General features: G+C 73.2%; 23 protein-coding genes and 2 riboswitches. Of the genes, 14 read left to right on the forward strand and 9 right to left on the reverse strand.

Annotated elements, in window-relative coordinates; all coding sequences use genetic code 11:
* The first annotated feature begins 23 nt into the window (after nt 1-23).
* From AC1VWI_RS29965 to AC1VWI_RS29990, 6 genes are read left to right on the forward strand one after another with little or no spacing between them, the layout of a single operon-like run.
* Nucleotides 24-281 carry an acyl carrier protein gene (locus AC1VWI_RS29965; protein WP_499514107.1) on the forward strand — a complete coding sequence of 86 codons (258 nt, stop codon included), beginning with the start codon at nt 24-26 and terminating at the stop codon, nt 279-281.
* A gap of 2 nt (nt 282-283) precedes the next feature.
* Nucleotides 284-745, forward strand: a complete 462-nt coding sequence (locus AC1VWI_RS29970; RefSeq protein ID WP_499514108.1) for an SRPBCC family protein — start codon at nt 284-286, stop codon at nt 743-745.
* Nucleotides 742-1074, forward strand: coding sequence for a TcmI family type II polyketide cyclase (locus tag AC1VWI_RS29975; protein WP_499514109.1), 333 nt, complete (start codon nt 742-744; stop codon nt 1072-1074). The genes AC1VWI_RS29970 and AC1VWI_RS29975 overlap by 4 nt, the downstream gene beginning before the upstream one ends.
* Nucleotides 1067-2755: an acetyl-CoA carboxylase, carboxyltransferase subunit beta gene (gene accD, locus AC1VWI_RS29980; protein ID WP_499514110.1), complete on the forward strand. Its 1689-nt coding sequence runs from the start codon at nt 1067-1069 to the stop codon at nt 2753-2755. Before AC1VWI_RS29975 ends, accD begins: the two co-directional genes overlap by 8 nt.
* Nucleotides 2752-3381: an acetyl-CoA carboxylase biotin carboxyl carrier protein gene (locus AC1VWI_RS29985; RefSeq protein WP_499514111.1), complete on the forward strand. Its 630-nt coding sequence runs from the start codon at nt 2752-2754 to the stop codon at nt 3379-3381. The genes accD and AC1VWI_RS29985 overlap by 4 nt, the downstream gene beginning before the upstream one ends.
* A gap of 6 nt (nt 3382-3387) precedes the next feature.
* A complete protein-coding gene (locus AC1VWI_RS29990; protein ID WP_499514112.1) occupies nt 3388-4734 on the forward strand; it encodes an acetyl-CoA carboxylase biotin carboxylase subunit in 1347 nt (448 codons plus the stop codon).
* A gap of 4 nt (nt 4735-4738) precedes the next feature.
* Here the strand turns inward: AC1VWI_RS29990 and AC1VWI_RS29995 are convergent, their stop codons facing one another.
* From AC1VWI_RS29995 to AC1VWI_RS30005, 3 genes are all read right to left on the reverse strand, one after another.
* Nucleotides 4739-5815, reverse strand: coding sequence for a methyltransferase (locus AC1VWI_RS29995; RefSeq protein ID WP_499514113.1), 1077 nt, complete (start codon nt 5813-5815; stop codon nt 4739-4741).
* Nucleotides 5812-6879 (reverse strand): right-handed parallel beta-helix repeat-containing protein, encoded by a 1068-nt coding sequence (locus tag AC1VWI_RS30000; protein ID WP_499514114.1) that lies wholly within the window; start codon nt 6877-6879, stop codon nt 5812-5814. Before AC1VWI_RS30000 ends, AC1VWI_RS29995 begins: the two co-directional genes overlap by 4 nt.
* A 91-nt stretch (nt 6880-6970) precedes the next feature.
* Complete coding sequence (locus tag AC1VWI_RS30005) at nt 6971-8023, reverse strand: hypothetical protein (protein ID WP_499514115.1); 1053 nt, start codon at nt 8021-8023, stop codon at nt 6971-6973.
* Between the two features lie 184 nt (nt 8024-8207).
* Between AC1VWI_RS30005 and AC1VWI_RS30010 the strand changes: the two genes are divergently transcribed.
* Nucleotides 8208-8765 (forward strand): sigma-70 family RNA polymerase sigma factor, encoded by a 558-nt coding sequence (locus tag AC1VWI_RS30010; RefSeq protein WP_499514116.1) that lies wholly within the window; start codon nt 8208-8210, stop codon nt 8763-8765.
* Nucleotides 8762-9460, forward strand: coding sequence for an anti-sigma factor family protein (locus tag AC1VWI_RS30015; protein WP_499514117.1), 699 nt, complete (start codon nt 8762-8764; stop codon nt 9458-9460). The genes AC1VWI_RS30010 and AC1VWI_RS30015 overlap by 4 nt, the downstream gene beginning before the upstream one ends.
* A 62-nt stretch (nt 9461-9522) precedes the next feature.
* Here AC1VWI_RS30015 and AC1VWI_RS30020 read toward each other — a convergent pair whose 3' ends face one another.
* Nucleotides 9523-9975: a MarR family winged helix-turn-helix transcriptional regulator gene (locus AC1VWI_RS30020; protein ID WP_499514118.1), complete on the reverse strand. Its 453-nt coding sequence runs from the start codon at nt 9973-9975 to the stop codon at nt 9523-9525.
* Nucleotides 9976-10043: 68 nt separating this feature from the next.
* Between AC1VWI_RS30020 and AC1VWI_RS30025 the strand changes: the two genes are divergently transcribed.
* The 3 genes from AC1VWI_RS30025 (at nt 10044) to fxsT (ending at nt 14601) form a co-directional block, all read left to right on the forward strand.
* A complete protein-coding gene (locus AC1VWI_RS30025) occupies nt 10044-11135 on the forward strand; it encodes a YhgE/Pip domain-containing protein (RefSeq protein ID WP_499514119.1) in 1092 nt (363 codons plus the stop codon).
* A gap of 85 nt (nt 11136-11220) precedes the next feature.
* On the forward strand, nt 11221-12006 hold the full coding sequence (locus tag AC1VWI_RS30030) for a hypothetical protein (protein WP_499514120.1): 786 nt from the start codon (nt 11221-11223) through the stop codon (nt 12004-12006).
* A 111-nt stretch (nt 12007-12117) separates the two neighbouring features.
* Nucleotides 12118-14601 carry an FxSxx-COOH system tetratricopeptide repeat protein gene (gene fxsT / locus AC1VWI_RS30035; protein ID WP_499514121.1) on the forward strand — a complete coding sequence of 828 codons (2484 nt, stop codon included), beginning with the start codon at nt 12118-12120 and terminating at the stop codon, nt 14599-14601.
* Nucleotides 14602-14627: 26 nt separating this feature from the next.
* On the opposite strand, the gene AC1VWI_RS30040 is transcribed toward fxsT, so the two are convergent.
* The 4 genes from AC1VWI_RS30040 to gcvT form a co-directional block, all read right to left on the reverse strand.
* Nucleotides 14628-16010 carry an L-serine ammonia-lyase gene (locus AC1VWI_RS30040; protein ID WP_499514122.1) on the reverse strand — a complete coding sequence of 461 codons (1383 nt, stop codon included), beginning with the start codon at nt 16008-16010 and terminating at the stop codon, nt 14628-14630.
* 155 nt (nt 16011-16165) lie between these two features.
* The gene (gene glyA, locus AC1VWI_RS30045; protein ID WP_499514123.1) at nt 16166-17437 is read right to left on the reverse strand and encodes a serine hydroxymethyltransferase; all 1272 of its coding nucleotides are present in this window, start codon (nt 17435-17437) and stop codon (nt 16166-16168) included.
* Between the two features lie 64 nt (nt 17438-17501).
* A complete protein-coding gene (gene gcvH, locus AC1VWI_RS30050) occupies nt 17502-17882 on the reverse strand; it encodes a glycine cleavage system protein GcvH (protein ID WP_499514124.1) in 381 nt (126 codons plus the stop codon).
* 85 nt (nt 17883-17967) lie between these two features.
* Nucleotides 17968-19080, reverse strand: a complete 1113-nt coding sequence (gcvT, locus tag AC1VWI_RS30055; protein ID WP_499514125.1) for a glycine cleavage system aminomethyltransferase GcvT — start codon at nt 19078-19080, stop codon at nt 17968-17970.
* Between the two features lie 51 nt (nt 19081-19131).
* Nucleotides 19132-19258, reverse strand: a riboswitch (glycine riboswitch).
* A gap of 1 nt (nt 19259) precedes the next feature.
* A riboswitch (glycine riboswitch) is annotated at nt 19260-19361 on the reverse strand.
* A 172-nt stretch (nt 19362-19533) separates the two neighbouring features.
* Between gcvT and AC1VWI_RS30060 the strand changes: the two genes are divergently transcribed.
* Nucleotides 19534-20211, forward strand: coding sequence for an AAA family ATPase (locus AC1VWI_RS30060; RefSeq protein ID WP_499514126.1), 678 nt, complete (start codon nt 19534-19536; stop codon nt 20209-20211).
* Between the two features lie 34 nt (nt 20212-20245).
* On the opposite strand, the gene AC1VWI_RS30065 is transcribed toward AC1VWI_RS30060, so the two are convergent.
* The gene (locus tag AC1VWI_RS30065; protein WP_499514127.1) at nt 20246-21073 is read right to left on the reverse strand and encodes a hypothetical protein; all 828 of its coding nucleotides are present in this window, start codon (nt 21071-21073) and stop codon (nt 20246-20248) included.
* A gap of 183 nt (nt 21074-21256) precedes the next feature.
* Between AC1VWI_RS30065 and AC1VWI_RS30070 the strand changes: the two genes are divergently transcribed.
* Complete coding sequence (locus AC1VWI_RS30070; protein WP_499514128.1) at nt 21257-22039, forward strand: enhanced serine sensitivity protein SseB; 783 nt, start codon at nt 21257-21259, stop codon at nt 22037-22039.
* Nucleotides 22040-22116: 77 nt separating this feature from the next.
* The gene (locus AC1VWI_RS30075) at nt 22117-22902 is read left to right on the forward strand and encodes an enhanced serine sensitivity protein SseB C-terminal domain-containing protein (RefSeq protein ID WP_499514129.1); all 786 of its coding nucleotides are present in this window, start codon (nt 22117-22119) and stop codon (nt 22900-22902) included.
* Nucleotides 22903-22908: the final 6 nt, after the last annotated feature.

The following is a 22908-nucleotide window of genomic DNA, read 5'->3' on the forward strand; positions in this document are numbered from 1 at the left end:
GCGCAGTGAAGGAGAGCTCTTCCATGAGCAAGGAACTGACCTACGGCGAACTCGCCACCCTGATGAAGTCCAATGCGGGCATCACCGTCGACGTGGCCCTGCTGACCGGCCACCCCGAGACGCCCTTCGCCGAGTACGGCCTGGACTCGCTCGGCCTGCTCGGCATCGTCGGCGCCCTGGAGAACGACCGGGGCATCCCGATCGCCGGCGACGCCGACTCGTGCAAGACCCCCGGCGCCTTCATGGACGTCGTGAACAACTCACTCAAGGCAGGAGTCTGACCATGCCCGGCCACACCGAGAACGAGATCACCATCCCCGCCCCCATGGACGTCGTCTGGGACGTCACCAACGACGTGGAGGGCTGGCCGGACCTGTTCAGCGAGTACGCCTCCGTGGAGATCGTGGAGCGCGAGGGCGACCGGGTCGTCTTCCGGCTCACCATGCACCCCGACGAGCACGGCCAGGTGTGGAGCTGGGTCTCCGAGCGGACCGCCGACCGCGCCACCCGCACGGTGCGCGCGCACCGGGTCGAGACCGGCCCGTTCCAGTACATGGACATCCACTGGCAGTACGAGGAGGTCCCCGGCGGCACCCGGATGCGCTGGACCCAGGACTTCGCCATGAAGCCCGGCGCCCCCCTCGACGACGAGGCGATGACCGCCCGGATCAACGACAACTCCAAGATCCAGCTGGAGCTGATCCGCGAGCGCATCGTGCAGCGCCACGGGGGCGGCGCGGCATGAAGACCTACCGCAGCCTGATCGTGGCCAGGATGAAGCCCGGCGTCGAGGAGCAGGTGGCGCAGGTCTTCGCCGAGTCCGACAAGGGCGAACTGCCGGGGCTGATCGGCGTCACCGGACGCAGCCTGTTCCAGTTCGGCGACGTCTACCTGCACCTGGTCGAGGCCGAGCGGCCGCCCGGCCCGGAGGTCGGCAGGTACAAGGACCACCCGGCGTTCCGGGACATCAGCGACCAGCTGTCGTCCTTCATCTCCGCGTACGACCCCGAGACCTGGCGCGAGCCCAAGGACGCCATGGCACGGGAGTTCTACCGCTGGGAGCGCAGTGGCTGACACGGCCACCGCCGAGCCGGACTGGGTGCGCTGCGAGCGCTGTGCCGCGCTCGTCTACGGCAAGCGCTACACCCGTACGCTGCGCGTCTGCCCCGAGTGCGGCGCGCACGGCCGGCTCACCGCCCGGCAGCGGCTGGACCAGCTGCTGGACCCCGGCTCCTGCCGGCCGCTCGCCGCGGAGCGCGGCGAGCGGCCGGCGGAGCACGACCCGCTGGGCTTCACGGACACCCGCCCGTACGCCGAGCGGCTGCGCGAGGCCCGCGCGGCGACCGGTCTGGACGAGGCCGTCGTCTGCGTGCACGGCACCGTCGAGGGACAGCCGGTCGTGGTCGCCGCGATGGACTTCCACTTCCTCGGCGGCAGCCTCGGCCTGGGCGTCGGCTCGCACATCACCCGGGCCGCCCGGACCAGTCTGCGACGGCGCGTCCCCCTGCTGCTCGTGACCGCCTCCGGCGGCGCCCGTATGCAGGAGGGCGCCCTGTCGCTGATGCAGATGGCCAGGACCGCCCAGGCGCTCACCGAACTCGACGAGGCGGGCGTCCTGGTGGTGTCCCTGGTCACCGACCCCACCTACGGCGGCGTCGCCGCCTCCTACGCGACCCTCGCCGACGTCATCATCGCCGAGCCCGGCGCCCGGATGGGCTTCGCCGGGCCGCGCGTCATCCAGCAGACCACCGGCCAGCGGCTCCCCGAGGGCTTCCAGACCGCGGAGTTCCTCCTCGCGCGCGGCCTCATCGACGACGTCGTCCCCCGCGCCGCGCTCCGCCCGACGCTGGCCCGGCTGCTGCGGCTGCGCTCCGGCGGCGCCGCGGCGGAGCGGGAGCGCGGGCCCGCGGTCCGCGTCGTCCGCACGGCGGACGAACTGCCGGAGCGGGACGCCTGGGAGGCGGTACGGCTGGCCCGGCACCCGCTGCGGCCCACGGCGGCCGACTACGCGGCCCATCTGCTCCAGGACTTCCACGAACTGCACGGCGACCGGCTGGCCGCCGACTGCCCGGCCGTCATCGGCGGTCCCGGCCTGCTCCACGGCAGCCCGGTCATGCTGATCGGCCACCACAAGGGCGGACCCGGGCTGGAGGAGCGCAGGCGGCGGCACTTCGGCATGGCCACCCCGGCCGGCTACCGGAAGGCGGCCCGCCTGATGCGCACCGCCGCCAAGCTGGGCATGCCGGTGGTGACCCTCATCGACACCCCGGGCGCCAACCCGGGCCCGGAGGCGGAGAGCGGCGGCCAGGCCCTGGCCATCGCCGAGAACCTGCGGCTGATGGCCCGGCTGCCCGTGCCGGTCGTCGCCGTGATCACCGGCGAGGGCGGCAGCGGCGGCGCACTGGCGTTCGCCGTCGCCGACCGGGTCCTGGTCAGCGCCAACGGCATCTACTCCGTGATCAGCCCCGAGGGCTGCGCCGCGATCCTGTGGAAGGACCCCGGCGCCGCCCCCGCGGCGGCGGCCGCCCTGCGGCTGCACGCCCGCGATCTGCTCCGGCTGGGCATCGTCGACGGTGTGGTCCCCGAGCCGCCCGACGGCGCCCACGGGGACCACGCCCACGCGGCCGCCCTCGTCGGCGGCGCGCTCTCGGCCGCCCTGGACGAACTGCGTCCCTGGGCCCCCGACCGGCTGCTGGCCGAGCGCCGCGACCGGTTCCACCGTTTCGGCCGACTGGAGGAGGAGGCAGCACCGTGACACTCCACGGCGACGACAGGACGGCCCGCCCCCCGGGCGCGGGCAAGGCCCTCAACGGAACGTCCCCCGGCAGTGCGCCGGCCGCGCTCCCGGTGCTGGAGGCGGTCTGCCGCAGCGCCACCGAGCTGGCCCGCTCCATGCCCACCCCGCCGCAGCGCATCAGGCTGCGCCACGGGCAGACGGCGGTCGAGATCGAGTGGCCGCAACCGCAGGCGCAGCCCCCCGCGTCCACTGCCGCGCACACCGCCGCACCCGTTCCGGCGGCGGACCCGGCCGCGGCACCCGCGGCCGCCCCCGCACCGGCCTCCTCCGCCGGCCGGGCCCAGGGCGCACCGGGAGCGCAACAGGCGCACGGAGCGTGCGACTCCACGGCGGTTCACTACGTCTGCGCTCCCACTGTGGGCACCTTCTACCACGCCCCGGAACCCGGCGAGCGCCCGTGCGTGAGCGTCGGCGACCTCGTCCGCCCCGGCCAGCCCGTGGGCGTCCTGGAGGTCATGAAGATGATGAGCATCGTCGAGGCGGACGCGGCCGGCCGGGTCGTGGAGGTCGTCGTCCCGGACGGGCAGCCCGTCGAGTTCCAGCAGGCGCTGATCGCACTGGAGCCGATACCGGTGGGGGAGTGAGGGCCGGTGTTCTCCACCGTCCTGGTCGCCAACCGTGGCGAGATCGCGCTGCGGGTCGCGCGCGCCTGCCGTGAACTCGGCATCCGGACCGTCGCGGTGTACTCCACCGCCGACCGCGACTCGGCCGTCGTGCGCTTCGCCGACGAGGCCGTGCACATCGGACCGCCCCCGGCGAGGGCGAGCTACCTCAACATCCCCGCCGTCGTCGAGGCCGCCCGCCGCACCGGCGCGCAGGCCGTCCACCCCGGTTACGGCTTCCTGTCCGAGGACCCCGACTTCGCCGAGGTCTGCGAGGCCAACGGCCTCACCTTCATCGGGCCCTCCCCCGAGGTGCTGTCCCGGCTCGGCGACAAGGCCGCCTGCCGCGCGCTGATGGCCGAGGCCGGACTGCCCGTGCTGCCCGGCAGCACGGGCCCGCTGGCCGGCGCCGCCGACGCCAAGGAGACCGCGCAGCAGACCGGTTACCCGGTGATCCTCAAGGCCGTCGCGGGCGGCGGGGGACGCGGCATGGCCGCGGTCACCGACCCGGACCGGCTGCTGGACACCTACAAGCGCACCGCGGCGCACGCCCGCGCCGTCTTCGGCGACGACCGGCTCTACCTGGAGCGGTACGTCGAGCGGGCCCGCCACGTGGAGGTGCAGGTGCTCTGCGACCGGCACGGCGCGGTCGTCCACCTCGGCGAGCGCGACTGCTCGGTGCAGCGGCACCACCAGAAACTGGTGGAGGAGACCCCCGCCCCGGACCTGCCGGCGCGGCTGAGGTCGCAGATGTGCGACGCGGCCGTGCGCGGCGCCCGGGCGGTCGGCTACACCGGCGTGGGCACCTTCGAGTTCGTGCTCACCCCGGAGCGCGACTTCCACCTGATGGAGATCAACTGCCGGCTCCAGGTGGAGCACCCGGTCACCGAGATGGTCACCGGGATCGACCTGGTCCGTGAGCAGATCCTGGTCGCCGCGGGCCATCCGCTGACCCTGCGCCAGGAGGACGTCGTGCACCGCGGGGTCGCCGTCGAGTGCCGGGTCAACGCCGAGGACCCCGCACGGGACTTCACGCCGACCCCGGGTCTGCTCACGGAGTTCGAGGTGCCCGGCGGGCCCTTCGTACGGGTGGACACCCATGCCTTCCCCGGCTGGCGGATCGGCCCCGACTACGACTCCCTGCTCGCCAAGGCCGTCGTCTGGGCCCCGGACCGGGAGCGGGCGCTGGCCCGGATGGACCGCGTCCTGGAGGAACTGCGGGTGCGCGGCGAGGGTGTGTGCACCACGGCGGGCTTCCTGCGCAAGGTGCTGGCCCGCCCGGAGTTCCGGGCGGGCCGGCACACCACCGGTCTGGTGGGGGAGATGACCGGCTAGCGGGTCACCGCGCCCCGCCGACCGTGCTGTGCAGGGCGTGCAGGTAGGCGTTGACCGGGGCCACCTCGCCCACCTGCAGCCCGGCCTCCGTCATCAGCTTCACCATGCTGTCCCGCGTGTGCTTCTGGCCGCCGACGTTCAGCAGCAGGAGCAGGTCCATGGCGGTGGTGAAGCGCATGGACGGCGTGTCGTCGACGAGGTTCTCGATGACGATCACCTTCGCGCCGGCGCCGCCCGCCGCGACGACGTTGCGCAGCGTGCGGCGCGTGCTGTCGTCGTCCCACTCCAGGATGTTCTTGATGATGTACATGTCGGCGGCCACCGGGATGTCCACCCGGCAGTCCCCGGGCACCAGCCGGGCCCGCGCGGCGAGCGGACCGCCCTCGCGCAGCCGCGGGTCGGCGCCGGACACGACCTTCGGCAGGTCCAGCAGCGTGCCCTGCAGCTCGGGGTGCTTCTCCAGCAGCGCGGCCAGCACGTGCCCCTGACCGCCGCCGATGTCGGCGACCGAGCGGACGCCGGACAGGTCGAGCAGCGCCGCGATGTCCTCGGCGGACTGCCGGCTGGAGGCGGTCATGGCGCGGTCGAAGACTCGGGCGCTGTCGCGGGCGTCGTCGTGGAGGTACTCGAAGAACTCCTTGCCGAAGACCTCCGGGAAGATGTTGCGGCCGCCGCGCACCGCCTCGTCCAGCCGCGGCCAGACCTCCCACGTCCACGGCTCGGTGCACCACAGCGCGATGTAGTGCAGGGTGTTCGGGCTGTCCTTGCGGAGCATCCGGGACATCTCGGTGTGGGCGAAGCGGCCGTCCGCCTGCTGCTCGAAGACCCCGTACGCGGCCAGGGCGAGCAGCAGCCGGCGCAGCTGGCGCGGCGCCGTGCCGACCATGGCCGCGAGCTCGTCGACGGTCGAGGGCTCCTTGCCGAGCGCGTCCGGCACGCCGAGCCTTGCCGCGGCCCGTACGGCGGCGGCGCAGGCGGCGCCGAAGACGAGCTCGCGCAGGCGCATCGCCGGCGGCGTGGCGGACTCGGCGGGCGCCGCGGTCGCGGTGCCGTCCGCGTTGGTGGCTTCTGTCAAGGTCATTCCTCGCACAACCCCTTCGGTTCGGAGACGCGGCACGTGTTGTCACGGAGGACATTCGCGGTGCCCTGGTCACGGTCGGCCAGATCGGCCGGGCGGTTGCCCAGGGTCGTGTTGCCCCGGACGGTGTTGCCGGTGTCGGGGGCGCCCACCACGCTGCGGAAGAGCACGATCCCGCCGGACATCGGTGAGGTGCCGTGGTTGTCCACGACCCGGTTGCGGACCACCAGGGTCCGCTCTGCCCCCGTCAGCACGATCCCGGCACCCTGGATGAAGGGGAGCCGGGCGTTGGGCGGGCAGTACTTGTTGTTCGCCGCCACGAGGTTGTCGGAGACGGTCAGGCCCCCGGCCCGGGGGACGCCCTCGTCCCCGACGACGAATACGCCGCCGCAGTTGGCGGTGATGTGGTTGTCGACGACCCCCAGGTTGCGCACCCGGCGCAGCACGACCCCGATCCGGTTGCCCGTCAGCTCGTTGCCGCTGATGCGGGCGCGCTCGGTGTCCAGCGCGCCGCCCTCCGCGTCCGCGGTGTTGGCCAGGAAGATCCCCGACTCGCCGTTCTGCCGGGAGACGTTGTCCCGCAGCAGCGTCCGCACCGAGTGCTGGACGCCGATGCCCTGGTGCCCGTTGTCCTCGGCGGTCACGTCACTGACCTCGAGGCCGTCGGTCCACGAGGCGTCGACGCCGTTCTTGCGGAAGCCGGAGACCGAGAGCGACATCAGCCGCACACCGTCCAGCCCGCTCTGCTCCGTTCCGGTGACGCACAGCCCGTGGCCCGCCAGGGCGCAGGCGTTCTGGTCGCTCCTGCCGGCCGGGGTGAGGACGGTGTCGGTGCCGTGGCCGATCAGCGTCAGCCGGGGCTTGGTCACGTTGACGCTGCCCGGGTAGGTCCCGGGGAGGATCTCGATGACGTCGCCCGGCCGGGCCCGGTCCACCGCGGCCTGGACGGACTCCCCGGGCCGGACGACGAGCGCGCCCGGCGCGGCCTCGGCCCGGGGAACGGCGCACAGCCCCAGCACGCTGACGACCGCGACCACGGCGGCCGCGTGGGGCCGACGAAGTGTCATGACTGCCGTACCTGCTTTCCGGGTGACGTCCCGAGTCACCTGAAATCTGACGCTATGAGTGGTTCTGTCGTATCGCCACTCTGCCGGGGCATCAGAGGCGGCAGCGGACGGAGGGCCGCACGGGCACCACCACCCGGTGACCGAGCACGCCCGCGTCCAACGTTCCGTCGGCCGCCGCGTACCAGCGCCAATGGGCGCCCGGGACATGGCCGACCGTCAGGACCGTCCAGCCGCCGCCCTTCGGGCCCGCCAGTGTCGTCAGCAAGCGGGCCTCTTCGGCGTCCGGCCGGTGCAGCAGCACGACCAGCCCCGCCGGGACCTGCGGCGCCCCCGCGCCGCGCAGCGCGGCGATCTGACGGACGCTCCGGACCCGGACCACGGCGGGCGGCCCGGGCAGGTCACGGGCACCGGGACCGACGGCGACCACCACGGTGCGGCCCGCGGGCGCCGCCTCCAACACCCCGTCCACCAGGGCGAGCACCGCGTCCCGCGCGACCGCGGGATCCCCGAGCACGCTGAGGACGCCGCCGATCCGCGCGAGGTTGACCAGCAGCTGCCCCCGGCCGACCGCGCCCAGCCTGGTCAGTTGGGGGAGCGGCCCCGGGCCGGTGGCGGCCGTCTCGGCCGGGACGAGACCCGTGCGCTCCCAGCGGGTCGGGGTCAGCGCCGTCCACGGCGCCGGGGCGGGCCCGCACGCCGAGACCGTGGCCAGCACCCGGCCGGGCTCGGCGAGCACGCCCCGCACCCGGACCGGGCTGCCGGGCCGTCCCGCCAGGGCCAGTTCACGCAGTGCGTGCCGCACCACCAGCGGGGTACGGGTGTCCGCGGCGAGCCGCCGGCCCAGCGCTGCCCGCCGGCGCCGGCGCAGCGCCCGCAGCAGCGGACGGCGGCCCACGGCGAGGCCGGCCAGCAGCATCACCACGCCGGCCCCCGCCGCCGCGCCGTACGGCGGCCGGCCGGCGTCACCACGGGACGGACCGGACGGACGGGGCGCACCGGCGGCGGTCGCCGGTCCTTGCGGCACCAGCCGTACGGGGGCGGCGGGGGAGCGGCCCGCGGCGGCGCCGGGGGACGGGGCGACGGCGAACAGCACGGCGGCCGCCGCCAGCAGGCGGACCGTCCTCATCGCGGGGCTGTACCGCATCGTTCCTCTCCTCCTGTGGACCGGCCGGGCACGTGGGGGCGTGTGACCAGACACGGCCCGCGCGGCCCGGCGGTTCAATGCCGGGCCGCGCGGTGTGAGGCGGCTCACCTGAACCCGCCCCGGGTGGGGGCCGTGTCTGCCTCGAGGCACCGCGGCACGGTCGGTGGGCGGACGGAGTGGGCGGATGGCGGCAATGCGGCCCCGTATCCGGCAGAGCCGGGGCACGAGTGACGAGGCGCTCGTCAGGGCGCTCTACGAGGAACACGGCAGGGCCCTGCTCGCGTACGCGACCCGCCTCACCGGCGACCGCGCCGCGGCCGAGGACGTCGTCCAGGAGACCCTGATCCGCGCCTGGCGCCATCCCGAGGCGCTGCTCAACGGCAAGGGCTCGGTGCGGGGATGGCTGCTCACCGTGGCGCGCAACCTCATCACCGACCGGCACCGGGCCAGGGCCGCCCGTCCCACCGAGGTGGCCGAGTCGACGGCCACCGGGCCGGTGGAGCGCGACCACGCGGAGGCGGTGGTGGACGCCGTGGTCGTCATGGAGGCCCTGGAACGGCTCTCCGCCGACCACCGCGACGTGCTGTACGCGCTCTACTTCCGTGGGCAGAGCGTCGCCGAGGCCGCCAGGTCACTGGGCATCCCGCCGGGCACGGTGAAGTCCCGGTCGCACTACGCCCTCAAGGCGCTGCGCGACTTCTGCCGGCAGGGGCCCGTCGAGATGGGGGAGGTCGCGGCATGAGCACGGGGGAGCGGCACGACGGGGAGGCGCTCACCGGCCGTGTCCTGGGTGCGCTGAACGAGGAGGAGGCCCGCGCCGTGGACGAGCACGTCGCGTCCTGCCGGCCCTGCGCCGCCGAACTCGGGGAACTGCGCTCCCTGGCACAAGCCTTGGGGGACGTACCGCCGGAGGCCTTCCTGGACGGCCCGCCCGAGGCCGGGGAGCTGTTGCTGCAGCGGACGTTGCGTCAGGTGCGTGCCGAACGCGCGGGCGCGCGGCGCCGCCGGTGGGCGGCCGCCGGGGTCGCGGCGGCGGTGGTGGCGGCCGGCCTCCTCCAGGGCGGTGTGCTCATCGGGGAGCACCGGGCCGGGCAGGCGGTCCGGCCGCCGGCCGCGGCCCCGCCGCCGTGGCCCGTCCGCACCGCCTCGGCCACCGATCCGTCCACCGGGGCCCGGTTGACCGTGCGGCTCACCCCGGCCACCGCCTGGGTGCGGCTCCACGCCCGGGTCGGCGGCATCCCGGCGGGGGAGCACTGCCTGCTGGTCGTGGTGGCGCGGGACGGCTCCCGGCAGATCGCCGGAAGCTGGGTGGTGTCGCCGACCGGGGAGGGCCACGGCGTCAGCCTGGACGGCTCGGCGGCGGTGGCCCCGCAGGACGTCGCCGCCGTCCTCGTGGAGACCGCCGACGGCACGGCCTACGTGTCGGCGAAGCCCTGACCACCCCGGGAGCCGGTGGTCGGGCGGTCTACCGATGCGGGCGCCGGCGTCGACGTGAGCGTTCAGTCACCCTCGGACAGCGCGTACGGGTTGAGGGTCGCCAGCATCCGCTGCAGGTCGGCCCGGACCCGCTCGCGCTCGTGCGGGGCGAAGGGGAAGAGGGCCTCTTCCTCGGCGGGGGCGATGGCCCGCTCGGCGCGGACCGCCAGCTCCTCGCCCTCCGGGGTGACGCTGATCTCGATGATCCGGCCGTGCGTCGGATGTGCCCTGCGTTCGACCAGTCCGCGCTCGGCCAGTCCCTGGACCGCGGTGCCCATGGACTGCGGTGTGACCCCGCAGCGGCGTGCCAGTTCGGCACTCGACATGGCCCCGTAGACGCTCAGTTGCATGAGGGTGCTGAACTGCGCCTGGGTCAGCCGGAGTGGGCGCATCGCCTGCTCGATGCGGATCGCGTAAGCCTGCGCGAGCTGCCAGATCAGGTAGCCGATGTGCTCGCGGGGTTCGCGCAGGGGCATGCCGGACGCCTCTCTGTTGTCTGTTAACTTATATAAGTCAACTTATATTATAGGAGGGACTCCCCCTGGTGGACACCGTGATCATCACCGATGCGAACCCCCCTGCGGACCCGCCCCCGTCCCACCAGCGGCACCGACACCGGCACGTCCCGGGGCCGCAGACCGACGCACCGCCCGCCCGGGCGGGACTGACAGGCCCGAAGGCGGTGATCACCCCGGTGATCACGGTGCTCGTCGTCGGACTGTCCTTCGTGAGCGTCTTCCTCGCCGCCTTCCACACGCCCACGGCGCACCGGCTGCCGGTTGCCGTCGTCGCCTCGGACCACTCGGCGGCCCTGTTCGACGTCCGCCTCCAGCGCATCGCGCCCGAGGCCTTCCAGGTCGACCGGTATCCCGACGCGGCCTCGGCCCGGCACGCGGTGGAGCACCGGGAGGCCTATGCGGCCTACCTGTCCGAGGGCGGCAAGCCCCAGGTCGTCTACGCCGGTGCGAACGGCCCCGCGGTGTCCGCCCTGCTCACCCCCCTGGCGTCCGTTCCGCACGGCGAGGACCACAAGATCCCGGTGGTCGACATCCTGCCGCTGTCGTCCGGTGACAGCAGAGGGCTGTCGGTCTTCTACGCCTCCTTCGGGCTGATCCTGGCCGGCTTCCTCTTCGGCCAGCTGACCTACCAGGTCGCGCCACGGCTCTCCTTCTACCAGCGGGTCCTGAGCATCGGCCTCTTCGCCGTCGTCGGCGGCCTGGCCACCACCCTCATCGCCAGTACGGCCTTCGGCGCGATACCCGGCTCCTTCTTCGGAATCTTCGGCGTCGTCACCCTCATGGCCGGCGCGGTCGCCGCCGCCACCGTCGCGCTCATCCGCGTCTTCGGCCCGGCCGGGGTGCTCCTGGGCTCGATCTTCATGCTCATCATCGGGAACGCCACCAGTGGCGGCGTCCTCCCGCCGTACTTCCTGCCGGGCTGGCTGGAGCCACTGGCCTCCGTCATGCCGGCCGGGGTGGGCGTCCGTGCCATGGACGGAATCGCCTACTTCCACCACGACGGCCTGACCCGCGGGATCGTCATCCTCTGCAGCTGGATCGTGGCGAGCGTCGGCACCATGTTCCTGCTCGACCGCATCGCGGCGACCTCGGGGATCGTGCACGCGGCCACCCGCTGAGCGGGAACCACTGCTCCCGGGGACGTATCCGGCCGGCCTCCCCCCGGACGACGACCGGCCGTGCCGCCCCCGGCACGCTGGGGCCATGGCGACGACCACCATCCCCACCGCCGGGGCACGGGCGCACGACGGCCCCCGCACGGCCGACCGCCTGTGTCACGCGACCGGCGCCCTGCTGATCCTCTCGGGCCTGTTCCACCTCGCCGTCCTCGCGGTGGACGGCGGCCCCTGGGACGGCCCGGTGTCCTGGCGCAAGCCCATGACCTTCGGGCTCTCCTTCGGCCTCACCCTCGTCGCGATCACCTGGGTCACCTCGTACCTGGACGTCGGCGCGCGCCTGCGCACGGCACTGCTCGCCGTGTTCGCGGCCGACTGCGTCGTCGAGGTCGTCGGCATCACCCTGCAGGCGTGGCGGCACGTACCCTCGCACCTCGACATGGAGACCGGCTTCGACACCGCCGTCTCCATGACGCTCGCGGCCGGCGGCGCCGTGCTCGTCGCCGTCCTGTCGGCCTTCGCCGTCGCGTCCTTCCGGCGCAATCCCGCCGGCCCCGCCGGCATGCCCCTCGCCCTGCGCTCCGGTTTCGCGATCCTGCTCGTCGCCCTGCTCTCGGGCGCCGCCATGATCGCCCGCGGCGTCCACCTCACCCGCACCGGTCACCAGGCCGCCGCCTACGCCTCCACGGCCCCCCTCAAGCCCCTCCACGGCGTCAGCCTCCACGCCGTCCTCGTCCTCCCGGCCCTCGCCTGGCTGCTGTCCCGCACCCGGCTGGCCGCCCCGGCGAAGACGCGCATCCTGCGCGCCGCCGTCGCCCTCTACGCCCTCGCGGTCGCCGCGACCGGCGTGTGGGCGGTGCTCACGTACCGCTGACGCGGGCGGATCCGTGCAGATCGTCCCGAACGGTGTCGAGTGCGCGTACCGGTCAGGCACCATGGCCACACCGGGCCGTGCAGGGGAGCCGGTCCGGCACGGAGGTCTGCTGTGGGGCATGGGGTTCGCTGGACCGTCGTCGTTCTGTCCGCCATGGCCGCCTTTCTGCTGCCGTGGGTCGTCTTCACCCTGGCCGGTGCCGAGCCGGACGCCGCTCTTGCCTTTGCCTCCACGGCCAGCGCTGCTGTGCTCAGCGTCGGCGGATGGTGGGCCGCACGGGACGCTCGGGAGGTCCGGGCCGAGCCGCCGCCCGAGGTGACCCTGGCGGGGCCCTTGGTTGTCGGGTCGCTCCCCCGGGAGCCGATCGCATTCCAGGAGCGCACCGAACTTGTGGCGCAGGTCGAGGAAGCGATGGACAACGGCGGCGTCGCCGTGGTGTGTTCGCTCACCGGAGGCCGTGGTGTGGGCAAGACACAGCTTGCCGGAGCGTACGCGCGCTCCTGCATCGAAGCCGGATGGCGCGTGGTCGCCTGGATCGTCGCCGAGCAGCCGGGCCAGGTTGTGGCCGGCCTCGACGACCTCGCCGAGGCGGCCGGCGTCAAAGGAGCAGTCCAGGACGCCGAACTCGGGGCCGCCGCTGCTCGACGGTGGCTGGAACGTCTGCCCGAGCCCGCCCTGCTCGTCCTCGACAACGTGGTTGATCCCGACGAGGTGACCCGGTGGTTGCCCCGTACCGGGCGGACCCGCACGCTGATCACCAGCACGCTACGTTCGGTCACGTACCTCGGTGCCCTTGTGGACATCGGGGTGTTCACCCAGGACGAGGCCATGGCCTTTCTGCGCGAGACCGCCGGCTTGAGCCGGTGGGAAGCCGGGGACGAAGCGGCAGCCCGCGAACTCGCCGCGGACCTGGGGTGCCTGCCGCTTGGGCTCGCCCAGGCCGCATGGGTCATCCGCTCCCAGGGGCTGACCTTCGCTGAGTATCGCGAACGCTTCCGCCGTGACCCGCTGGGCGGTGTCATGCGCCGGGTGCCTGGGGAGCCGTACCCCATCGGTGTGGCGGAGGCGCTGCTCCTGGCCATTGAGCAGGCGGAGACCGGTGAGCGCGGGCCGACCGTACGAGGCGTCGTCGAGCTGATCTCCCTGCTGTCACCGGCCGGTGTGCACCGGGAGGACCTGCGGGCCCTGCTGTCCGGACGGGAGCCGGCGGAGATCGACCACGTGGTGGGACGGCTGTCCGAGGCGTCGGTGGTGACCTTGAGCCTGGACGGTCAGACGGTACTGATGCACCGGCTGGTCCAGCGGATCGTCCGGGACCGGCTCCGTGCCGAAGGCACCCTCGGCGAGCGGATCGTGGAGGCGGGGGCTGGGCTGAGGGCCCTGTTGCCCCTCAATGACGGTGCAGCCGTGCGTGGGGCCGCCGAAAGGGGACTGACCGACCACATCCTCGCCCTGTGGGCGGCTGCCGAATCGGTCGATGACGACACCCGACGTGCCTTGATGGACCTGCACGTCGCCGTCGTCGGCCTGTTGGCGGCCCGCACCGAGGTGTTCCGTGCGTGCAGCGTCGGCGAGACGGTCGTCGCGGAGCACGAACGACTCGTCCCAGCCGGAGACGACGGGCTTCTCAGGGCGCTGGCCGTGTTGGCGTATGCGTACCAGGTGGCCGACCGGTACGACCTCGCGGTGCTGTTGCGCCAGCGGCACGTGGCCGCGTGCCGTGGGCGCTTCGGCGCCGACGACCCCCGGACCCTCGAGGCCGTCAACTCGCTCGGCTACGCCCTGGAAGGAGCAGGTCGCCTTGACGAGGCGGAGGCGTTGCACCGGCAGAACCTGGAGGACAGCCTCCGCGTCAACGGTCCGGACGACCAGACGACGATGCGTGCGCAGATCAATCTGGCCAGCACGCTCCGGTCCAAGGGCGACGACGCGCGGGCACTGGCACTCTTCGAGAAGAACGTGACCGACAACGTGAGGGCCATGGGATCCGACCACGGTTCGACGCTCAACGCGCGCGGCGAACTGGCCCGTATGTACGGGCGGGTGGGCCGCTGGGCGGAATCGCTGGCGCTCCACGACCGGGTGATTGCCGACCTCCGCCGCCACCACGACGATGATCACGAGTTGCAGTTCTGGTGGGGCCGGTACCGGGCCCTTGCGCTGCAGGGGGCCGGTCGGGTCGACGAGGCGATCGATGAACTGCGACGGCTCGCGGACCACAGCGAGCGCCGGTTCGGCCCCGACCACCCGGAGACGCTCGTCATCCGCGTCTTCCTGGCCCGGGCCCACACGGCGGCGCACCGGCACCCCACGGCCCTCGCGCTCTTCGAACGATGCGTGACCGACCGGGAACGCGTCCTGGGGCCTGACAACCGGCGCACCCTCAACGCCCGCCGCAACCTCGGCCTCGCCCTCCTGGCGGCGGGCAAGCGCTCTCGTGCCGTCATCTGCCTGGAGTCCGTCCTCGCGGACTACGCACGGGTCCTGGGTGCGCACCACCCGTACACCGAGAGTGCCCGTGCCGACCTCGCCCGGGCTCGGGACGCACCACGTGTCCCGCGCCTGTCGCGCACGCCGTCACGTGCGTGGCGGTGACGGCGTGCGCGTCCGCGAAGGCGGGGTCAGCACTCGATGACGTTGACCGCGAGGCCGCCGCGGGCGGTCTCCTTGTACTTGACCTTCATGTCGGCCCCGGTCTCCTTCATGGTCTTGATGACCTTGTCGAGGGAGACGTGGTGCCGCCCGTCCCCGCGCATCGCCATGCGCGCGGCGGTGACGGCCTTGACCGCGGCCATGCCGTTGCGCTCGATGCAGGGGATCTGGACGAGCCCGCCGACGGGGTCGCAGGTGAGCCCGAGGTTGTGCTCCATGCCGATCTCGGCGGCGTTCTCGACCTTCTCCGGGCCGCCGCCGAGGACCTCGGCGAGGCCGCCCGCGGCCATGGAGCAGGCGGAGCCGACCTCGCCCTGGCAGCCGACCTCGGCGCCGGAGATGGAGGCGTTCTCCTTGAAGAGCATGCCGATCGCGCCCGCCGCGAGGAGGAAGCGGACGACGCCGTCCTCCTTCTCCGCCTCCGTCGACTGCCCGGCCACGAAGTTCACGTAGTAGTGGAGCACGGCCGGGATGATGCCGGCGGCGCCGTTGGTGGGGGCGGTGACGACGCGGCCGCCCGCGGCGTTCTCCTCGTTGACGGCCATGGCGTAGAGGGTGACCCACTCCATGGCGTGCGCCACCGTGCTGCCCTCGGCGCGCAGCTGGCGGGCGGTCGCGGAGGCGCGGCGGCGGACCTTGAGGCCACCGGGGAGGATGCCCTCGCGGGTCATCCCGGCCTTCACGCAGTCCTGCATGACCTGCCAGATCTCCAGCAGGCCCGCGCGGATCTCGGCCTCGGTGCGCCAGGCCTTCTCGTTCTCCAGCATCAGGCCGGAGATGGAAAGACCGGTCTCCCGGGTGAGCCGGAGCAGCTCGTCCCCCGTGCGGAACGGGTACCTCAGCACGGTGTCGTCGAGCTTGATGCGGTCCTCGCCGACCGCGTCCTCGTCGACGACGAAGCCGCCGCCCACCGAGTAGTAGGTCTTCTCCAGCACGGGCGCGCCGCCCTCGTCGTACGCGAAGAGCGTCATGCCGTTGGCGTGGTACGGCAGCGAGCGGCGCCGGTGCAGGATCAGGTCGTCCGCGGCGGAGAACGGGATCTCGTGGACGCCGAGCAGGCTGAGGCGGCCGCTGCTGCGGATGTGCTCGACCCGCTCGTCGGCGGTCTCGACGTCGACGGTGCGGGGGGAGTGGCCCTCCAGGCCCAGCAGCACCGCCTTGGGGGTGCCGTGGCCGTGGCCGGTCGCGCCGAGCGAGCCGAACAGTTCGGCGCGCACGGAGGCCACGCCCGCCAGCAGGTCGTCGTTCTTCAGCCGCTGGGCGAACATCCGCGCGGCGCGCATCGGGCCCACGGTGTGGGAGCTGGACGGGCCTATGCCGATCGAGAAGAGGTCGAAGACGGAGATGGCCACGGTGCGATGACTCCTCGGGTTCGCGGACCCCGTTGTCCGCGGGCGGCCGGCGGGGTCGCCGCCGGGGTGGTACGTGTTGCGGCGTGGGTGCGCCGCACTTGTTCCAGTGTGCGGGACCGTCCTCATGGCCGGCCCCGCACACCGGGTGACGCTCGCTACTTCAGGCCGGGGTACAGCGGGTGCTTCTCGGCCAGGGCGGTGACCCGGGCGGCGAGCGCCTCGGCGGTCCCCGCGTCGAAGCCCGGCTTGAGGGCCTCGGCGATGACGTCGGCGACCTCGCGGAAGTCCTCCGCGCCGAAGCCGCGGGTGGCCAGCGCCGGGGTGCCGATGCGCAGACCCGAGGTGACCATCGGCGGACGCGGGTCGTCCGGGACGGCGTTGCGGTTGACCGTGATGCCGATCTCGTGCAGCCGGTCCTCGGCCTGCTGGCCGTCGAGCTCGCTGTGGCGCAGGTCGACCAGGACCAGGTGCACGTCGGTGCCGCCGGACAGCACCGAGACGCCCGCCCCGGTGACGTCGGCCTGCGTCAGCCGCTCGGCGAGGATCTTCGCGCCCTCCAGGGTGCGGACCTGGCGGTCCTTGAACTCCTCAGTCGCCGCGACCTTGAAGGCGACCGCCTTCGCCGCGATGACGTGCTCCAGCGGGCCGCCCTGCTGGCCGGGGAAGACCGCGGAGTTGATCTTCTTGGCGAGCTCGGCCTTGGACAGGATCACGCCGCCGCGCGGGCCGCCCAGCGTCTTGTGCGTGGTCGTGGTGACGACGTCCGCGTACGGCACGGGGGAGGGGTGCAGCCCCGCCGCCACCAGGCCGGCGAAGTGCGCCATGTCGACCATCAGGTACGCGCCGACCTCGTCGGCGATCCGCCGGAAGGCCGCGAAGTCCAGCTGCCGCGGGTACGCCGACCAGCCGGCGATGATCAGCTTCGGCCGGGACTCCTTGGCGAGGCGCTCGACCTCGGCCATGTCGACCTGACCGGTCTCGGCGTCCACGTGGTAGGCGACCACGTCGTACAGCTTGCCGGAGAAGTTGATCTTCATGCCGTGGGTCAGGTGCCCGCCGTGGGCGAGGTTCAGACCCAGGATCGTGTCGCCGGGGTTCAGCAGCGCGAACATCGCGGCCGCGTTGGCCTGCGCGCCCGAGTGCGGCTGGACGTTGGCGTGCTCGGCGCCGAACAGCGCCTTGATCCGGTCGATCGCGAGCTGCTCGATGACGTCGACGTGCTCGCAGCCGCCGTAGTAGCGGCGGCCGGGGTACCCCTCGGCGTACTTGTTGGTCAGCACCGAGCCCTGGGCCTGGAGCACCGCGACCGGAGCGAAGTTCTCCGAGGCGATCATCTCAAGGGTGGACTGCTGGCGGTGCAGTTCGGCGTCGACGGCGGCGGCGACGTCGGGGTCGAGCTCGTGCAGTGAGCTGTTGAGAAGCGACATCAGGGGGGTCATCCGTCCGGAGGTCGGAGTGGACAGGGCGGAGCGGTCGGGAGGTCCCGAGCGGTCAGTTGCCGGTGAAGGCGGTGTACTCGTCCGCGGAGAGCAGGTCGGCCGGCTCCTCGGAGATCTTCACCTTGAACAGCCAGCCGCCCTCGAAGGCCGCCGAGTTCACCAGCGAGGGGTCGTTGACGACGTCCTCGTTGACCTCGGTGACCTCGCCGGAGACCGGGGCGTACAGGTCGCTGACCGACTTGGTCGACTCCAGCTCACCGCAGGTCTCGCCCGCGGCGACCGTGTCGCCGACCGCCGGGAGCTGGACGTAGACGACATCGCCGAGGGCGTTCGCCGCGTGCTCGGTGATGCCCACCGAGGACACACCGTCCGCGTCGGCGGCCGAGACCCACTCGTGCTCCTTGCTGTACCGCAGCTGCTGAGGGTTGCTCATGGCGTGAATTCTCCTGGATGACGGTATGTGCTGGTGAACGGCTGTCTTGACAGGTGGGACGGCTGAGCCGGATGTGACCGGTGCCTCAGCGCTGCCGCTTGTAGAACGGCAGGGCGACCACCTCGTACGGCTCATGCGTACCGCGGATGTCCACGCCCACGCCGGAGGCGCCCGGGGTGGCGTGCGCGGCGTCCACGTAGGCCATGGCGATCGGCTTCCCCAGGGTCGGGGACGGGGCGCCGGAGGTGACCTCGCCGACCACCTCGCCGCCCGCCACCACCGGGTAGCCCGCGCGGGGGACCCGGCGGCCCGCGGCGACCAGGCCGACCAGCTTGCGCGGCGGCGCGGCCTCGGCCTTCGCGGCGGCCGCGGTCAGGGCCTGCCGGCCCACGAAGTCACCCGGCTTGTCGAACTTCACGACCCGGCCGAGCCCGGCGTCGAAGGGGGTGAGCGCGGTGGTCAGCTCGTGCCCGTACAGCGGCATGCCCGCCTCCAGGCGCAGCGTGTCGCGGCAGGACAGGCCGCACGGCACCAGGCCGGCGTCCGCGCCAGCCTCGGTCAGCGCCTGCCAGAGCTTCTCCGCGTCGGCCGGGGCGACGAACAGCTCGAAACCGTCCTCGCCGGTGTAGCCCGTGCGGGCGATCAGCGCGGGGACGCCGGCGACGGTGCCGGGCAGGCCCGCGTAATACTTCAGCCCGTCCAGGTCGGCGTCGGTGACCGACTTGAGGATCCCGGGGGACTCCGGGCCCTGGACGGCGATCAGCGCGTACGCGTCCCGGTCGTCGCGGACGGCGGCGTCGAAGCCCGCCGCGCGCTCGGTCACCGCGTCCAGGACGACCTGGGCGTTGGAGGCGTTGGCGACGACCATGTACTCCTGGTCGCCGAGGCGGTAGACGATCAGGTCGTCGAGGATGCCGCCGTCCGGTGCACAGATCATCGTGTAGCGGGCACGGCCCACGGCCAGCGCCGAGATGTGGCCGACCAGCGCGTGGTCCAGGGCCTCGCCCGCGGCCGGACCGGTGACCGTGATCTCGCCCATGTGCGACAGGTCGAAGAGACCGGCCCGGGTCCGCACGGCGGTGTGCTCGTCGCGCTCGCTGGCGTACCGCAGCGGCATGTCCCAGCCCGCGAAGTCGGTCATGGTGGCGCCGAGGGCGCGGTGCAGCGCGTCCAGTGCGGTACGGCGGGGTTCACTCATCGGGCGGGCTCCCAAGGCAAGGAAACGACGGATAGGGCCATGACGGGCAGGCCCTCCCCATCTGTCATCGGAACCTGAGAGGTTCACCTGGACCCTCCGAGCGGAGGAGTCCCGGTTTGCACCTTGGGTGGGACGGCGCCCCGTCGGCCGGGGCGGACTCGTCCGCTTTTCAGATGTGCCTCGGACGCGCGGTATCTGTGCCTGAGAGATTCAAGGGAGGACTTGCTCCTTCGGCGCCCCACCCCGCCGTGGCGGTGCGGAGACTCTCCCGCGCGGCCTCGAACGGCCGGTATGAGATTGAGGCCGCCATCATTGCACGGGCTCCCGCCGTTGTCGCGATCGCGTCCCGGATGTCCCGGTCCGGTTCCGATCCGGTAGTAACCCCGCCGTTTCTCTGGGTAGGCAAAGACACAGGATTTACCATTTCTTGAACGTCGGACCCGGAGGCGAGCTGTGCGGTGGCAGAGTGCGTATGCGACGGCCGGAGGCCCGGCCGTGTCCCGGCCGGTACCGGCGCGGGCCGGGGAAGCGCGCCGCGGGGGCCGGGCCGTGCGGCCGCGCCGGCTCCTCGACCTGCGGCGGGGGCGCCGGCCCGTGCGCACCCTGCGCTACCCGGCGGGCGACGTGTTGGTCGTCTCCGGCCTCCCGGGCGGCGGGAAGAGCACCCTCATGCGGCGCGCGACGGGCGGTGCCCGCCTGATCGACTCTCAGGACGTACGGGAACGCTGGCAGGCCCGGCTGCCGCGGCTGCTGCCGTACACCCTCTACCGCCCCCTGGTGCGGATCGCCCACTACGCGGGGTTGTGGCGGGCGCTGCGCTCGGGCGACAGCGTCGTCCTGCACGACTGCGGCACCCTGCGCTGGGTGCGCGCCTGGGTCGCCCGTCAGGCCCGGCGCCGCGGACGGGGCATGCACCTGGTGCTGCTGGACGTCCCCTTGCGGACCGCGCTGGACGGCCAGCGCGAACGCGGCCGGGGGGTGTCGACGTACGCCATGGTCCGGCACCGCAACGCCTCCCGCCGCCTGCTGGCGGAGGCCGAGGCCGGCCGACTGCCCGCGGCGTGCGCCTCGGTGGTCCTGCTGGACCGCGAAGCGGCCCGGGAGCTCGAGGCCATCGACTTCGACGGCTGAGCGGCCGGGCCGCGACGCGTGAGGGGCGGTACCGCTACGGAACCTGCGGTTCCGCCGCGCCCTCCGGCGCGAACTGCGCGTCGGGCGCGAGCTGCCCGTCCGGCGAGAGCTGCGCGTCGGGCGCGAGCTGCCCGTCCGGCGAGAGCTGCGCGTCGGGCGCGAGCTGCCCGTCGGGCGAGAGCTGCTGCCCCTGGTCGTTCAGGGGGAGCGGCAGCGGGATCGGCAGCGGCAGTGCGCCGGTGAGCAGCTTCGGCACCGCCAGCAGCAGGGCCTGCAGGTCGGCGACGACGGTGGCGACACCGGCCGTCACACCCGCGAGGTCCTTGGCCAGCACCTTGGCCAGCAGGTCCGTGACGTCCTGGACCAGCTTGGTGAGCGCGTTCTTGACGTCGGTGACGGCGTCCGCGGCGCCCTGGTCACCCGGCCCGCCGATCTGGTCGACGGCGCTCAGGTCACCCGGCTGGCCGGGATCGACCGGCTCCATGCCCGGTTGTGGCGCGCCCGGATCGTAGGCCGACGGGTCGGTGACACCGGGAGATACCGCACCAGCCTGGTCGAGAACCGAGGCCAGCTGCTGGCTCGCCTCTTCCAGACCCCTGCGGAGTTCCTCCAGTTTCGCCGAGTCAGGGGCTTCGACCTGGGCTTCCTGGGTGAGCTTGGCGCCGATGGACAGCGTGTCACCCAGCTTGGCGATGAGTTCGGCGTTGCCCGTCTCCGCCGCGCGGGCGGCGAGGTGCTCGACCTCGACGGCCGTGCTCCGGGTGGGGGCGTGGGCACTCGCGACACCGCCGGTGAGGCCCATCGTCAGCGAGGCGCAGACAGCCGCCGCTATGAGGGTGGAGTTGATCCTGGTGATGCGCATGTCGAGATATCTCCCGGTTGAGGGTTTTCTCCTTGCTCGTCCTACCTTCGGAGCCGTAGTGACGCTTCGCAACCGGACGATCGCATGGTGTGACGACCGCGGGATGCGGGGGTCGCGCACGCCCGCCGCCGGATAGGGTTTCCACGGAGCGCACCACCACAGGAAATTGCGAGGCGAGACGCAGTGAACATCCCGGGGCAGCGGATACCGGACGGCTTCGCCCCGGCGGGCCACGGTGGCGGCGGCTGGCCCGCCAACGAACTCGAGGAAGTGCTCTCCGCGGCACTCGGCGACCCGGGTGCCACGGCCCGCGTCCTGGAGGTGCTCGGGCGCTCGCAGGTGTGGATCCCGCTGCCGAACGGCGGCGGCCCCGACAGCACCGACCTCGACCTGCCGACCCTCGAACTCGAAGGCGGCGTCTACGTCCCGGTCTTCAGCTCCGAACAGCAGTTCCTCGCCGCCGGTTCCGGCATGAGCTTCGCCGTCGCCCCCGCCCGTGAGTTCGCCCGCGGGCTGCCCCCGCAGCTCGGGATCGCCGTGAACCCCGGTGGCGCGGTGGGCATCCCGCTGCCGCCCGCCGCCGTGATGGAGCTGTGCCGCACCGACCGCGAGCCCGGCACCCCGACCGGGGCCCGGGTCCGGCTGTGGGAACCCTCGCCGGACGAGGAGCCGGTCGACTTCCTGGCCGCCGCCGCGGGCGAGTTCGCCGTGCTCCCCGTCGTGCTCTCCGCCCGCCGCGCGCTGGCCAGCGTCGAGGGCGACCCCGCCACGCTCTTCGTCGGCGTCGAGCTCGACCGCTGGCAGGAGGAGGACCGGGCCGCCGCCATGGCCGCCCTCGGGCGCGCGCTCGGCGCCGTACCGCTGCCCTGGCAGGTCAACCTCGTGCTGCTGGACGTCGCACAGGACCCCATCGGCGACTGGATGCTGGAGCGCGTGCGACCCTTCTATGTCGGCACGGGCGCATAACCTGGGTCCGATACGACACCCGAGGCATTCGGCGAAGCAGACGACGCGGACGAGGCAGACGCGGAAGGGCGGGACACGTGAGCGCCGGCGTGGGAGGGGGCGGGGGGTTGGAGCATGCGCTCCGGCAGGTGACGCCCGGTAGGTACGACGCCTACGAGGAAGTGCTGCGGACCCTCGCCGACAGCCAGGTGTGGATGCTGCTCTGGCAGGGCACCCCCGGCGGGTCGGACGCGCAGTACGGCAACATGGAGGTCGCCGGCCACGGCTACGCGCCCTGCGTGACCTCACCGCAGGAGTTCTCCGCCTGCGGCTGGAACCGGGCCCACGAGGTGGTCTCCGGTCGCGAGATCGCGGCCTCGCTCTTCCCCGACCGCTGGGGCCTGTGGCTCAACCCGCACGCCCCCGGCGGCGGCGTCGGCATCCCCTGGCTCGACCTGCGGCGCGTCTGCCTCGGGCTCGACCGCTCCCCGGCCGGACCGCTGCGGATCGGCGAACCCGCGCTCCAGATCCCCCAGTACTACGCCCTGTTGTCGCAGCAGGCCCACCGCACCCCGGCCGTCCGCTCGCTGCGGCGCGCATGGGTCCAGCCCGCGCTGGGCGAGCCGTACCTCGCGATCGGCGTCGACCTCTACGACGCCGGGCCCCAGGCCGCGGAAACGGTGCGCCTGATGATGCAGTCCGCCCTCGGGGCCGTGCCGCAGGGGCTGCCGGTCGCCACGGTCGCGCTCACGGACGAGTACGACCCGGTGGGCATGTGGATGCGGGCCTCCGCGCAGCCCTTCTACTCCCGAGACGCCCACGGAGCACCGGGTGCGCCGGGTGTCCCCGGTACGACGTACGGCTGGGCCCCCCAGCCCTACTGACGCCTC

The organism is Streptomyces sp. TOM-9 (assembly GCF_056858595.1).